Origin of the sequence: Streptosporangium sp. NPDC002544, from assembly GCF_040295965.1 — a bacterium.
In the GTDB taxonomy this organism is placed as follows: Bacteria; Actinomycetota; Actinomycetes; order Streptosporangiales; family Streptosporangiaceae; genus Streptosporangium.
In genome coordinates this window covers 1-14,111 of sequence record NZ_JBEOWJ010000073.1, presented here as the reverse complement: position 1 = coordinate 14,111, position 14,111 = coordinate 1, and the positions used below count along the sequence as shown (strand labels likewise).

Genomic DNA, 14,111 nt, shown 5'->3' with positions numbered 1-14,111 from the left:
CGTGGAAGTCGAGGTAGTTGAAAGCCACGTCGAGCACCCGCTGCCCGTCGCCGAACTCGCGCTGCATCTCGGGCAGCGGGAAGCGACGGTGCGATTGATACTCTTCCTCCAGGCCGCCCCGGCCACGAAATCAAGGCATGAAAGCAGAGTTCATAAAGGTGTGGCGGCGAGAGATCACCCTCATCGCCAACCAATCGATTGGGCTCCCCGTCATGCCGATCCACAAAGGCCTCCGTATGAGAATCATCGACGCGCGGGTCCGGCTCCCCCAGCACCTGCGTGAGACCGCGACCTACAACGCCCCCTTTCGGCAGACCGAGCAGTACGACCGCGTGCTGGGACTGACCGGCAAGATGAACGAAGGCACGCTGCCCGACCTGCTGGCCGCCATGGACGCGGAAGGCATCGACCGGGCGGTCATGCACGCCGAGTCCGAGGGCGGCGAGTCCGCGGAGGCGCTGAACGAGGCGCTGGTCAAGGTGGTCGCCGAGCATCCCGGCCGCTTCTCGGGCATCGGCACCGTGGACCTGTACCCGCCCCGGCCGACACGGGCGGCCAGGCAGGTCGCCGCCGCGGCCGGCCAGGGGCTGCTCGGCGTGGCCGTGCAACCCGCCTTCTTCGGCCTGGACATCGATGACCGCGCCCTCTACCCGATGTACTCGCGCGCCGAGGAGCTCGGCCTGGTCGTCGCGGTGCACACCGGCATCACCTACTCGCGGATGCATCCCATCAGGCACGAGCGTCCCGAGTTGCTGGACCAGGTGGCCTGTGACTTCCCCGATCTGCGGCTCATCGCCTGCCACGCGGGATGGCCGTGGGCCACCGAGTTCTGCGCCGTGGCGCGCCGGCACCCCACGGTCTACCTGGAGTTCGGTGGGCTGGCCCCGAAGTACGTGTCCCGTCCGGGCACCGGCTGGGACACCATGTTCGGCATGATGTCCACGGTGCTGCGCGATCAGGTTCTCTATGGCAGCGACTGGCCGGTGATGGAGCCCTCCCGCGCGCTCGCCGAATGGCGTGAGTCCGGCCTGCCCGAGCCCGCGCTGGAGGCGCTGTTCGCAGGCAACGCGGCCCGGCTGTTCGGTCTGGAACGGTCGCTCTGCGAGCGGTCATGACCCTCACCCTGCTGCTTGACGAGCGGGCCCGGCGGCACCCGGCCAAGGTGTTCCTGCGCACCCGTGAGGGCGACCTCAGCTACGCCGAGTTCCACGAGCGGTCCCGCGCGCTCTCCGCGGGCCTCGCGGCGCTCGGGGTGCGGCCGGGCGAGCCGGTCGCCGTACTGATGCGCAACAGTGCCGACGCGGTGCTGACCTGGTTCGCGGTCGCCCGCCTGGGTGCGGTGCACGTGCCGGTCAACACCTCGCTGATCGGTTCCGGCCTGGCCCATGCCTTCCAGGTGACCCGGGCGCGCGTCGCGGTGGTCGACGCGGAACTGCTGCCCGCCCTGGCCGCGCTGCCGCACGAGCCGTCCGGCCTGGAGGCGATCCTGGTGCGCGGCGCCGGAGACGCCCTTCCCGCCTGGCACGGCACGGCGCGCGTCGCCCGCTTCGAGCAGGCGGCACTACCCGGCGTGGCCGTGGCACCGGCGGAGACCGGCGCGCTCGCACCGGCGATGATGCTGTTCACCTCGGGGACCACCGGCCCTTCCAAGGCGTGCGTGCTCTCCAACCGCTACCTCGTGCGGCAGGGCGAGCTGCACGCGGAGAACCTCCGGCTGACCGCCGAGGACGTCCTGTACTGCCCGTTCCCGCTGTTCCACATCGACGCCGCCACACTGACCGTCGTGGCGGCCCTGTCGGTCGGGGCCGTCGCGGCGATCGGCGCCGGGTTCAGCGCGTCGGGGTTCTGGGACGAGGTCCGCCGCTTCGACGCCACGGTCTTCAACTTCATGGGCGCGACCCTGACCATCCTGTGGAAGCGCCCACCTCGGCCGGACGACCGGGCGCACCGGGTCCGCCTGGCGTGGGGCGTGCCGATGCCCGCCTGGCGGGACGGGTGGGAGCAGCGGTTCGGATTCCCGCTGCTGGAGGTGTACGGGCTCACCGACGGCGGCGTGCCGGTCTACGAGCCGCTCGACGCCCCCCGGCGCCCCGGGTCGTGCGGTCGCGTCATCTCGCAGTACGAACTCGCCATCGGCGGGGAAGACGGCTCGCCACTGCCGCCGGGTGAGATCGGGGAGATCCTGATCCGCCCCCGCGAGCCCGGCCTCGTCATGAACTCCTACCACGGGATGCCCGAGGCCACCGCCGCCGCCTTCCACGGCGAGTGGCTGCGCACCGGCGACCTCGGCCGCCTCGACGAGGACGGCCACCTTTACTTCTGCGGCCGCGCCAAGGACGGGATCCGCCGCCGGGGCGAGAACATCTCCGCCTACGAGGTCGAGCAGGTCGTGGAGGGGCATCCGAGTGTGCTGGAGGCCGCGGCCGTCGGCGTGCCCAGCGAGCTGACCGAGGAGGATCTGAAGGTCTGCGTCGTGCTGCGCCCCGGCGCGAGCCTCACCGCCGAGGAGCTCACCGAGCACTGCGCCCGCCACGCCGCACCGCACATGGTCCCCCGATACGTCGAGTTCCTCGACCTGCTGCCGAAGACGCCGACCCAGAAGGTGGAGAAGTTCCAGCTCAGGCAGGCCGGGATCACCCCGGCCACCTGGGATCGGGAGGCCGCGCGTCCGGGCACTCGGGCACGTCCCGGGGCCGGAGATCTCGTGTCCGAAATCTTCGGCGGCCCCTGAACCCCCGTTACCCGGTCGGCGTATCTCAGGGTGGAACGGCACGATTGATCCCTCCCACCGGCAGGAAAGGGGCAGCGATCTTGATGAGCACCCGGCGGTCATCCGGGCAACGGTTCCTGACCGCCACCCTGCTGGTCTCCGCCACACTGATCGCCGGGTGCTCATCAACCGCCGTGACACCCACGTCCCCCACGCAGGCGATGGAAGTGGTCGCCGACCGGGTCGACGCGGACGTCCGCTTCTCCCAGGAGATGATCCCGCACCACCGCCAGGCCATCCAGCTCGCCGATCTGGTGACCGGCCGTACCCAGAACCCCTACGTGCGCGACCTGGCCGCGAAGATCAGGCAGAGCGAGTCCGCCGACATCGACCTGATGTCCGGCTGGCTCCGGTCGTGGCAGGTCGAGATACCGGCGGATGACGACCACGCCGCGCACAACATGCCGGGCGTGCTGTCCGCCACCCAGATCTCCTCGCTGAAGAGACGCTCAGGCGCCGCCTTCGACAAGCTGTGGCTGAGCCTCCTTGGCAGGCACCTCGACAGCGGCGTCCGGATGGCCCAGGTCGTGATCGCCCTGGGAAGCCGCCGGCCGACCGTCCAGCTGGCGGAGAGGCTCCTCACCGAGCAGCGCGCCCAGATCGGCGAGATCGGCAGGAAGCTCGCCTGAGCCACCGTACCTCCGAGCGGCGGGCCGGCCAGGAACGGCCCGCCGCCCGGCGGCATGCCACCGTTCGAACGGAGCGGAGGAGGGCAGCAGCGCGGAGCACGACCGGATCGCGGTGACGCCAGGCGGCGCCGGTACCGTGATCGGGTCCCGCCCACCGCTGGAGGCCCCATGAAGACAACCGGGAGACGGCCCGTCCTCGCCGACTCCGTCAGGATCACCGACGACGCCGTGGAGATCCTCGACCGCCGCGTCTATCCCTTCGAGCACCGCTGGGTGCGCTGCGCCACCAGCGAGGACGTCGCGGTGGCCATCGAGCGGATGGTCACGCAGAGCACCGGCCCCTCGTTCGCGGCGACCGCCGGGATGATCCTGGCCGCCCGTGAGGCCCGCGACGAGCCACCGGTCCTGGCGGCGGCCCGGCTGCGCGGGGCGGGCGACCGGCTGATCGCGACCCGGCCCACGAACAACCACATCCGCGACGCCGTCCAGGCGGTCCTGGCCGCCACCGTGGACGGGCCGCTGCCCGAGGCGTCGGGGGAGGAACTGGTGGAGGCCGTGACCCGGGCCGCGACCGAGCACGACGCGGCCTACCGGGCCAGCAGCGCGGCCCTGGGCAGGCACGCGGCGGCACTGCTGGAGGACGGCACCCGCGTCCTCACCCACTGCTGGGCCGACACCTACCTGATCGCGACGGTCGAGGCCGCGCAGCAGGCGGGCAAGCGACTGGAGTTCGTCTGCACCGAGACCCGGCCCTACCTGCAGGGAGCACGGCTGACCGCGCCGACGCTGGTGGAGATGGGCTACCGGCCCACCCTGATCACCGACGGGATGGTCGCCTCGGTGCTGGCCGACGGGCTCGCCGACGTGGCACTGACCGCGGCGGACCGGGTGACGATGGACGGCCATGTGGTGAACAAGGTCGGCACCCTCGGGGTGGCGCTGGCCGCCCGCGCCTTCGACGTCCCGTACTACGTGGTGATCCCGGCGCCCGACCCCCGGGCGCCGGGAATCGGCGACGTCGTCATCGAACGGCGGGACGGCGACGAGGTCCTGCACGTGCTGGGAAAGCGCACCGCGGGCGAGGGCGTGACCGGCCACTACCCCGCCTTCGACGCCACTCCCCCGCACCTGGTGACCAGGATCGTGACCGAACGCGGCGCCTTCAGCGCCGAACGCGTGTCGGAGCACTTCGAGGCACCGGAGCGTTCCGGGGCGTCCGAGTACCTGGCAAACGACTGAACAGGGCCCGCCGCGTCGTCGTGGACACCAGGCGTCTTCTCGCGGACACCAGGCACCGACGACGCGCACGCCCCGCCGTACCTGGCGGGGCCCGATTTCAACCGCCTGCCCCCGAGAACTCCGCAGCGGGTGCGGCACTCCGGGACATCCCGCCCGCCCATCCCTTCTGGCGCTGTCCCGCCCGATTTGTCCCAGATCGATAGCGGACGGGATGAGCAGTCCCCGTCTCAAACCCCGACAGGCCGACGGCGGTGAGCGCGTCCCTGGCGATCACCCCAGAGCCGGAGTGCCCCGCCGGAGGCAAAGATCGGCCTTTGGACGGCAGGCAACGGAGATCGCCCTCCGCTGGCGTGTTCGAGCGGTCAGCGATCCGGGGCTTTCCCATCACATCGTGATCAAGGTGCTCTCCACGCCGACGCCCGGATGGCATTATCTGCGAAATGCCGTTCCTGTTGGATGGAGTTTCGTCGTGACCGTTGCGACCGCCATCGTCGCGCGCCGCCTGCTCGCCGGCCTTCTCGCGGTCATCGGCGCAACAGGGTGCAGTGCAGCCCGGGAGGATAAGGCCGTGAGTGCGATCTCGGCTCCGCGCACCGCCGCCGACCTCACTCTTCCGCTTGATGCCTATGATCTGCCCGCGGCCGACCGGAAGATCGTCGACAAGGCCCGGTTCATGATGCTCGCCGACTGCACCCGGAAGTTCGGGGTGGAGTTGAAAGCTCTGCCGCTCCCGGCTCAGCCTGAGGAGCATAAGAACGCCGGCTATCTCGCCTGGCTGGGCGACCGTCAGGTGGAGAAGTACGGCTATACGGGTCCGCCCGCTCAACTCCTGGAGAGCGCAGGCTTCACCGGATACTCCATATCCGATGAGCAGGCCATCGTCCTGAATGGTAGGAGACGGAACTTCCACGGCAAGGCATTGCCTGTCGGCGGATGTACCGGCAGAACGGAAGCACTTCTCGGCCAGGGATCCCTGGAACTCCTCGGGGGCAGAGCGGCCAGGGTGCGTGAGGAGCAGGACCTTTTCATGCTGGCCGACGACGCGTCCCAGAGTGCTTACACCGATCCACGCATCCGTGATGCCGAGCAGGTGTGGAGCAACTGCATGAAGGAGAAGGGGTTCGACTATCCGAATCCCGAGGCCGCCGTCGGAGATCCACGCTGGGGATACAACGCGGCGAATGATCATAATCTCAAGCCTCAGGGGACCCCGGAGGAGATCGCGACGGCCACCGCCGACACGACATGCAGGATGGACACGAACTACTACGGTGCACGGCAGGCGGCATACCGCGACAGCCAGAATAGGATCATCGCGAAGAATCAGGATCGGCTGAACCGGATAAAAATCATCAACCAGGCGCAGATCAAGAACGCGCGTACATTCCTGATGGGTGAACTCACAGTGACCTGGTAGTCCCGACGCAAGGCGTGCTGACCGGCGGCGTCCGACATCGACCAGGCGCCCCAGTCGACCCCGACGACTGATCGGTTGCGCAGCAGCACCTGGTTGAGCGGCAGCGACGGGATGGTCCCCGAGGCGAAACCGATCACCAGATAACGGCCGCCCACCCGCAGCGACCGCAGGGCCGGATCCGCCAGGTCGCCGCCCACCGGGTCGTAGACCAGGTCGACCCCGCCGTTGGAGAACTCGCGGGCCGCGTCCTTGAGACTCTGGGCGCTCGTGTCGAGCACGGCGACGGCGCCCGCGGCACGTGCGGCCCGCCGCTTGTCCTCACTCGACGCCCCGGCCAGGACCGTCGCGCCAAGCGCGGTCGCCACCTGCACCGCCGCCAGCCCTACCCCGCCGCCCGCACCCAGGACCAGCACGGTCTCCCCCGCGCTCAGTCCGCCCCGGTCCCGCAACGCGAACATGGCCGTGCAGTGACTCTGAGCGAACGTCGCCGCCTGGGCCGCGTCCAGGGTGTCGGGGATGCGCACCGCGCCGGCGGCCGGGACGGCGATGACGATCTGGCCGTCGGCGGGCCTCGGGGCGTCCGTCTCGACGACCGAAACCGACCCTGATTCCTCACATATCAGAGAACGGTTCGGCCAGCGGATACGGGCCCGTGCGCTGTCGGGCGGTCACCGTGGTGGGAGCGCAGTGGTCGAAGCCCTCCACCGCCGGGTGACGGAAGACGAGGGCCGCCGGGGTTTCGCCCGGCACCCGGCACCGGCGGTGGCCGACGTGGGCCCGGAACGCGGAAGGCCCCCTCGCCATGACGAGGAGGCCTTCACGCGGAACCACGGCCGGATCGCGCCGCCGGGCTCAGCTGGGGGAACCTGCGGTCTCCTGCTCTCCGGCGCGGCGCTGCTCCTCTGCCTCGGCCAGCTCGTTGTCGCGGTCACGGCGGTACTCACGGAGCGAGTAGGCGATGGCGGCGGCCCAGATGGCGGCGATGATGATGTAGGCGGCCGCCTGGACGCCGCCGGAGGCGTCGACCCAGTCGCTGCGCAGCAGGGTCCGCACGTTGGTCAGGACGATGACACCGCCGACGGCGGAGCCCAGGATGCGCGGCGGGATGTGGCGGACCAGCCAGGCCGCGATGGGGGCCGCGATGACGCCGCCGAGCAGCAGGACGGCCACCCAGGAGAAGTCGATGTTCTCCGAGCCGATGCCGACGAAGAAGCCGATGCTGGCGGCGATGGCGACCAGGAACTCGCTGGCGTCGATGGAACCGATCACCTTGCGCGGTGCCAGGCGGCCGCTGGCCAGGATCGCCGGGGTGCCGACCGGACCCCAGCCGCCGCCACCGGTGGCGTCGACGAATCCGGCCACCAGGCCGAGGGGCGCGAGGAAGCGCTTGCGCAGCGGCTTGCCCAGGTTGCCGCGCGGCAGGCCGAAGGCCGTGAAGCGGACCAGGACGTAGACACCCAGCGCGAGCAGGATGATCGACATGACCGGGGCGGCGACCTCGGTGGACAGGCCGGACAGGAAGGTGGCTCCCGCGAACGCGCCGACGGCGCCGGGGAGACCGATCTTGGCGACGACCTTCCAGTCGATGTTGTCGAACCGCCAGTGCGATACGCCGGAGGCGAGGGTCGTGCCGATCTCGGCGAGGTGGATGGTGGCCGAGGCGGCGGCGGGGTTGGTGCCGATGGCCAGGAGTAGCGTCGTCGAGGTGACACCGTAGGCCATGCCGAGGCTGCCGTCGACGAGTTGCGCCGCGAAGCCGACCAGGCCTAAGAGGATGAGCGCACGCACGACGCCCCCCTTCCCATTTTCCCTACTATGTTGATAGGAAACATGGTTATTGAACTTCAAGGCGACGTCAAGTCACGTTTCAAGCAAGGCGTCTCAAGTTGTGGACATCTTCGTCTCACACAGACCGTCAGTTCGATCGACACCGGCTGTCAGGCTCCGCGTCGCCTGCCACTCTCGGCCACCGGCGACAGGAGCGCGGCCAGGCTGACGGTGTCGACGATGGCGTTTATCGAGGTCTCGATGTTCAGCCACACCGTGCGCAGTCGTACCGCCTCTCCGAAGTAGGCCACGTCCCCGGTCGGCAGACCTCGCACCGAGGTCAGCTCGCCACCGACGGCGCGCAGGACGTCTCCGACCGAGATGTCCACCGGCGGCCTGGTGAGGGTGAAGCCGCCCTCGTGGCCCCGCTGGGCGAAGACGAGGTCGGCACGGCGCAGGTCGGTCAGAATGCCGCGCAGGAAACTCGCCGGGATCTCCTGCGTCTGGGCCATCGTCTCCGACTTGACAGGGACCGGATCGCTCAACGCGATGACCAGCATCGCCCTCAGTGCGTAGTCGCTCCGCGCCGTGACGTGCATCAGACAGCCCCCCGACGGTGCGCCTCTCGATGACCTCATGTGGGTTGGTTCAGATTAATCTACTATCTCTACAGGTTAACTGTGAATTATTCTCGCCGTGGAGCACGACCACGGAGCCTCCTGGTGGCCCCGGGCGATCCGCCCGTGAGAAGCCGCCCCGCGGGAAGGAGCCGACGGCGAGCACCCGGGCCACCCTGCTCGGCGCGCCGGCCGGGCTGGTCCTGTGCCATGGCCTGCTCTCGTCGCCAGGCGGTCGAGCCGCAACACACCTCCGCCGGAACCGGCAGGTGAAGCGTGATCAATCAGGCGATACCTCGCACAAATATGCGGCATAAGTACCGCCGCATATTTTGGGCAGCTCTTCAAGAGTTGATTGCCGATCTTTACTTTGCCAAGCTCTGCACTGTGCCGGCCTTACTGGGGAGAGGGGGCGGCACCTTGGAAACCGGAGGGGTCTGTCGTGCTCGTCACGCTTGCGGCGCCAGTGGCGCCGATCGCTGCACATCAACTGTTGATCTTCCTACTCCAGGTGGGGCTGCTCCTGCTGCTCGCCCTCACCTTCGGCCGTCTGGCCGGGCGGCTCGGCATGCCCGCCGTCGTCGGTGAGCTGTTCGTCGGGGTGGTCCTGGGGCCGTCCTTCCTCGCCCATGTCGCGCCGGACCTGTCCACCTGGCTGTTCCCGCAGGACAGCGCCCAGTTCCACCTGCTCGACGCGGTCGGGCAGATCGGCGTGCTGCTGCTCGTCGGCATCACCGGCATCCACATGGACATGGGGATGGTCCGGCGCAGGGGCGCCACGGCGGCCGGAGTCAGCATCGGCGGGTTGCTGGTGCCGCTCGCGTTCGGCATCGGCGCCGGATTCCTGCTCCCGGCCACGCTCATCCCCACCGGAACCGAGCCGCTGGTCTTCGCGCTCTTCCTCGGCGTCGCGATGTGCGTCAGCGCCATCCCGGTCATCGCCAAGACCCTGATGGACATGGGGCTGCTCCACCGTAACATCGGGCAGCTCACGCTCACCGCGGGCATGATCGACGACGCGTTCGGCTGGTTCATGCTGTCGATCGTGTCGGCCATGGCCACCACCGGCCTGCGCGCGGGAAGCGTGCTGGTCTCGCTGGCCTGCCTGCTGGCGGTCGTGATCTTCGCGCTCACCGTGGGCCGCCCGCTCGTGCGGCACTCGTTCCGGCTCACCTCCCGGGACGAGGACTCCGGCTCGTCCGTCGCGACCGCGGCCGTGCTGATCCTGCTCGCCTCGGCCGCCACGCACGCGATGGGCCTGGAGGCGGTCTTCGGTGCCTTCGTCTGCGGCATGCTGATCGGTACCGCGGGTGGCGTCGAACCGGCGCGGCTCGCCCCGCTGCGCACCGTGGTGCTCTCCGGCTTCGCGCCGATCTTCTTCGCCACCGCGGGGTTGCGCATGGACCTGACGTCCCTGGCCGACCCGATGGTGCTGCTCGCCGGGCTCGGCATCCTGACCGTGGCGATCGTCGGCAAATTCCTCGGGGCCTACGCCGGAGCACGTGCCAGCAGGCTCAACCGGTGGGAGGCTCTGGCCCTGGGCGCCGGGCTCAACGCGCGGGGTGTCATCGAGGTGGTCGTGGCCATGGTGGGCCTGCGGCTGGGCATCCTCAGCGTCGAGGTCTACACGATCGTGGTGCTGGTGGCGATCGTGACCTCCCTCATGGCACCGCCGATCCTGCGCTGGGCCATGGCCAGAGTGGAGCAGACCACCGAGGAGGAACTGCGCAGGAACGAGCAGCTCGCCTGGTCGAAGCAGTCCAAGACGAACAGCGCCGACCCGCTGTAGCGGAACGCCGACCCGGCCGCGAGGGTCGTCCGCCCCGTCCACGGACGGGGCGGACGCCCCTCGGCGATCGGGACCCGGGTCACATGCCCTCCTCGGCGAGGTGCACCCGCGAGTCCGAGGAGACGGGAAGCGTCAGGATCATGGTGAGACCGCCCCCGGGCGTCTCATCAGGAAGCAGCGTGCCGCCCATCGCCTCGGCGAGCCCCCGGGAGAGCGCGAGGCCCAGGCCGACACCGGTGTGGTTGTCGCGGTCGCCGAGCCGCTGGAAGGGCATGAAGATCCGGTCGTAGGCCTCGGACGGTATGCCCGTGCCGCGGTCGACGACGCGGACCTCCACGTGGTCGCCGTGCCTGCTGGCCGTGACGAGGACCTTCATGTCCTCGGGGCTGTAGCGGACGGCGTTCGACATGAGGTTGACCAGGATGCGTTCCAGCAGAACCTGGTCGGCGACGACCTCGGGCAGCTCGGCGGAGACGTCACCCTCGATCCGCCGGGACAGCTCGCCGAGATCGTCGATGGCGCGTGGCACGACCTCCTCCAGCGCGGTCGCCTCCAGCGCCACCCCGAGCACCCCCGCCTGCAGCCGGCTCATGTCGAGCAGGTTGGCGACCAGACGGTCCAGCTTGGCCAGGGACTCGTCGGCGGTGGCGAGCAACTCCGACCTGTCCTCGGGGGACCAGTCGACGTCGGTGGCTCGCAGGCCCTCCACGGCAGCCCTGGCCGAGGCGAGCGGGGTGCGCAGATCGTGGCTGACCGCGGCGAGCAGCGCGGTACGCATCCTGTCGGCCTCGGCCAGCGGCCTGACCTGCTCCGCCTCCTCCTCCAGCCGGTCCTGCCGCAGGGCCACGGCCGCCTCGGCGGCGAAAGCCTCCAGCACCCGCCGGTCGGAGGCCTCGAGCAGCCTGCCCCGTACGGCGAGGACGAGCCGCTCGTCGATGACCACGTCGGTGTCCGCGGCGCCGGGCGAGGTGCAGGGCACGTCGACGCCGGCGGCGGCGACGATCCGCCATGCCTCGGGGTCGGCCTGGTCCTCGGGCACCGGCTCTCCGGTGCGTTCCAGCAGGGTGACCGAGGACAGGCCGAAGGTCTCCCTCAGCCGGGCGAGCAGCGAGGCGAGCACGTGCTCGCCGCGGAGCACGTGTCCCGCCAGAGTGGAGAGGATCTCCGCGTCGGCACGGGCGCGGGCCGCCTCCCTGGTCCTGCGGGCGGCGAGGTCGACGACGGCGCTCACCATGACGGCCACCAGCACGTAGACACTCAGCGCGAACAGATTCTCCGGGTCCGCGATGGTGAAGCCGGCGAGCGGCTCCGTGAAGAAGTAGTTGAGCAGCAGGAAGCCGAACACGGCCGCGGTGACGGCCGGCCACATGCCGCCCACCAGGGCGACCACGATCACCGTGAGCAGGAAGAGCAGTATGTCGCTCGGCAGGTTCACCCCGTCGCGGAGCAGGTGCAGCCCCAGCGCCAGGACCGGCAGCCCGAGCATCGCGATGACCCAGCCGGCCACCCGCCTGGGGCGGGTCAGCGCGGTCCGCGACGGGGCTCGGTCGCGCCCTTTCTTCATCTCCTCGTGGGTGACCATGTGAACGTCTATGGACCCCGACTGCGCGATCGTGGTCACCCCGACCCCCCGGGAGAGGATCTGGGCGAACCTGCCGCGCCGGGACGCTCCCAGCACCAGCTGGGTGGCGTTGACGCCGCGCGCGAAGTCGAGCAGTGCGCGCGGGATGTCGTCGCCGACGACCTGGTGGTAGGTGCCGCCCAGGTCCTCCACCAGCGTGCGCTGGCGGACCATGCTCGCCGGATCCACTCCGGCCAGCGCGTCGGCGCGCGTGACGTGCACGGCCAGCAGGTCGGCTCCCTTGCTCCTGGCCGCGACCCTGGCGGCCCGGCGCACCAGCGTGTCGCCTTCCGGGCCGCCGGTCAGCGCGACCACGACGCGCTCCCGCGCCTCCCAGGTGCCGGAGATGCCGTGCTCGGCGCGGTAGCGGTCGAGCTGCTCGTCGACCTTGCCCGCGACCCAGAGCAGGGCCAGCTCGCGCAGTGCGGTCAGGTTGCCGACCCTGAAGTAGTTCGACAGCGCCGCGTCGACCTTCTCCGGCGCGTAGACGTTGCCGTGCGCCATCCGGCGGCGCAGTGCCTCCGGGGCCATGTCCACCAGCTCCACCTGGTCGGCTCGGCGCACCACCTCGTCGGGCATCGTCTCGCGCTGGACCACCCCGGTGATCTCCTCGACCACGTCGTTGAGCGACTCCAGGTGCTGGATGTTGACCGTGGAGATGACGTCGATGCCCGCGTCGAGGATCTCCTCGATGTCCTGCCAGCGCTTGCTGTTGCGCGAGCCGGGCACGTTGGTGTGGGCCAGCTCGTCGATCAGCGCGACCTTGGGCCTCCTGGCGATGACGGCGTCCACGTCGAGCTCGGTGAACGTGCACCCGCGGTGGCCCATGCTCCTGCGCGGGACGATCTCCAGGCCCTCGAGCAGTTCCGCGGTACGGGGACGGCCGTGGGTCTCGACGAAGCCCACGACCACGTCGGTGCCTCTCATGAGGCGGCGGTGGCCCTCGGAGAGCATCATGTAGGTCTTGCCGACCCCCGGGGCGGCTCCGAGGTAGATGCGCAGCCGCCCCCGTCTCTGGTTCATCACATCTCCTTGAGTGTGGAGACCTCGGTCCCCGGCACCGGGGCGGAGGTCAACCTCTGTCGAGCGCCAGGTTGAGCGCGAGGACGTTCACCGCGGGTTCGCCCATGAAACCGAGGGTGCGGCCCGTGGTGTTCTCCGCGATCAGCTGCCTGACCCTCTCCACGGGCACTCCGCGCTCCCTGGCCACGCGGGCCGCCTGGAGTTCGGCGTAGGCGACCGAGATGTCCGGGTCAAGGCCGGAGCCACTGGCGGTGACCGCGTCGGCGGGCACGACCGCCCGGACCGTCGTGCCGCGGACCGGAACGGTGCGGCCGGCCGCGTAGCTCTCGCCGGGTCTACCGCACTCGACCCTGACACCACGGTACTCGGCGACGAACGGGGACGCGGGGCAGGCCTGGTTGACACTGACGGCCCTGGTCGGGGTGCCGACCGCCGGGAAGACCTTCAGCACGGCACCGACGCCGTCGGGCGTGCAGTACGGCCGGGCACCGCTGACGCCCTCCAGTTCCCCGACGGCCCTGGAGCGGGCGCAGACCTGGGTGAGCAGGCTCCGCCTGCCCTCGCCGCCCCTGGCACCCGGAACGGGCAGGACGTCCACGATGTCCTCGGGTCCCAGATTGCTCGCGGCGGTGGAGAGCATGTCGTAGCCGTCGCCGGCCACGGACGGCCGGCTCTGGAAGTACCTCCCGACGGGCCTGCCCGCGGCGTCCGTGAAGTTCTGGCCGACGAGCGCGCTGCCCACCGCCCTTCCGTCCTTCTTCACGAGGGAACCGTTGGCCCCGTCGTTGAAGGCGACCTGGGCGATGCCGGTGACCACCAGCGGGTAGAGGACACCGGTGAGCAGGGTCAGGACGAGCAGCGTGCGGAGCGCGGCGAGATATCTGTGCATCCAGATGGGCATGTGTTTCATTTACGACATCCCCGGAAGGAGGTGGATGAGAAGGTCTATCAGCTTGATGCCGATGAAGGGCGCGATGATGCCGCCCAGACCGTATACGCAGAGGTTGCGGCTGAGCAGCTTCGACGCGCTGGAGGGGCGGTAACGCACCCCCCGCAGGGCGAGCGGGATCAGCGCCACGATGATGATCGCGTTGAAGACGACCGCGGACAGGATCGCCGACTGCGGGCTGGCCAGACGCATGATGTTCAGCGCGTCCAGGCCGGGATAGACCGCCGCGAACATCGCGGGAATGATCGCGAAGTACTTGGCGATGTCGTTGGCGATCGAGAACGTGGTCA

General features: G+C 70.0%; 11 protein-coding genes and 1 pseudogene. 6 read left to right on the top strand and 6 right to left on the bottom strand.

From position 1 onward, the window contains the following. Window positions 1-236 precede the first annotated feature (236 nt). The 5 genes from ABT061_RS47945 to ABT061_RS47925 all read left to right on the top strand — a co-directional run bounded on the left by ABT061_RS47945 (window position 237) and on the right by ABT061_RS47925 (window position 6,055). Complete coding sequence (locus ABT061_RS47945) at window positions 237-1,115, top strand: amidohydrolase family protein (RefSeq protein ID WP_350930392.1); 879 nt, start codon at window positions 237-239, stop codon at window positions 1,113-1,115. Continuing rightward, window positions 1,112-2,731 carry an AMP-binding protein gene (locus ABT061_RS47940; protein ID WP_350930391.1) on the top strand — a complete coding sequence of 540 codons (1,620 nt, stop codon included), beginning with the start codon at window positions 1,112-1,114 and terminating at the stop codon, window positions 2,729-2,731. The genes ABT061_RS47945 and ABT061_RS47940 overlap by 4 nt, the downstream gene beginning before the upstream one ends. A gap of 83 nt (window positions 2,732-2,814) precedes the next feature. Next, window positions 2,815-3,399 (top strand): DUF305 domain-containing protein, encoded by a 585-nt coding sequence (locus tag ABT061_RS47935; protein WP_350930390.1) that lies wholly within the window; start codon window positions 2,815-2,817, stop codon window positions 3,397-3,399. Window positions 3,400-3,567: 168 nt separating this feature from the next. Beyond that, entirely contained in the window at window positions 3,568-4,638 is a 1,071-nt protein-coding gene (locus ABT061_RS47930; protein ID WP_350930389.1) for a translation initiation factor eIF-2B alpha/beta/delta subunit family protein, read from the top strand. 391 nt (window positions 4,639-5,029) lie between these two features. Beyond that, a complete protein-coding gene (locus ABT061_RS47925) occupies window positions 5,030-6,055 on the top strand; it encodes a hypothetical protein (RefSeq protein WP_350930388.1) in 1,026 nt (341 codons plus the stop codon). On the opposite strand, the gene ABT061_RS47920 is transcribed toward ABT061_RS47925, so the two are convergent. The 3 genes from ABT061_RS47920 to ABT061_RS47910 form a co-directional block, all read right to left on the bottom strand. Then, window positions 5,962-6,579: a zinc-binding dehydrogenase gene (locus ABT061_RS47920; protein ID WP_350930387.1), complete on the bottom strand. Its 618-nt coding sequence runs from the start codon at window positions 6,577-6,579 to the stop codon at window positions 5,962-5,964. The genes ABT061_RS47925 and ABT061_RS47920 overlap by 94 nt on opposite strands. Before the next feature lie 328 nt (window positions 6,580-6,907). Next, window positions 6,908-7,843: a sulfite exporter TauE/SafE family protein gene (locus ABT061_RS47915; RefSeq protein ID WP_350930386.1), complete on the bottom strand. Its 936-nt coding sequence runs from the start codon at window positions 7,841-7,843 to the stop codon at window positions 6,908-6,910. Window positions 7,844-7,992: 149 nt separating this feature from the next. Then, a complete protein-coding gene (locus tag ABT061_RS47910) occupies window positions 7,993-8,421 on the bottom strand; it encodes an RrF2 family transcriptional regulator (RefSeq protein WP_350930385.1) in 429 nt (142 codons plus the stop codon). Window positions 8,422-8,932: 511 nt separating this feature from the next. Here ABT061_RS47910 and ABT061_RS47905 point away from each other — a divergent pair. Continuing rightward, complete coding sequence (locus tag ABT061_RS47905) at window positions 8,933-10,228, top strand: cation:proton antiporter (protein ID WP_350930384.1); 1,296 nt, start codon at window positions 8,933-8,935, stop codon at window positions 10,226-10,228. A 79-nt stretch (window positions 10,229-10,307) separates the two neighbouring features. Here ABT061_RS47905 and ABT061_RS47900 read toward each other — a convergent pair whose 3' ends face one another. The 3 genes and pseudogenes from ABT061_RS47900 to ABT061_RS47890 all read right to left on the bottom strand — a co-directional run. Next, window positions 10,308-12,872, bottom strand: a complete 2,565-nt coding sequence (locus ABT061_RS47900) for a DUF4118 domain-containing protein (protein ID WP_350930383.1) — start codon at window positions 12,870-12,872, stop codon at window positions 10,308-10,310. 49 nt (window positions 12,873-12,921) lie between these two features. Next, complete coding sequence (locus tag ABT061_RS47895) at window positions 12,922-13,773, bottom strand: potassium-transporting ATPase subunit C (protein ID WP_502991644.1); 852 nt, start codon at window positions 13,771-13,773, stop codon at window positions 12,922-12,924. Between the two features lie 9 nt (window positions 13,774-13,782). After that, a pseudogene (locus ABT061_RS47890) lies at window positions 13,783-14,111 on the bottom strand (potassium-transporting ATPase subunit B); the annotation flags it as partial.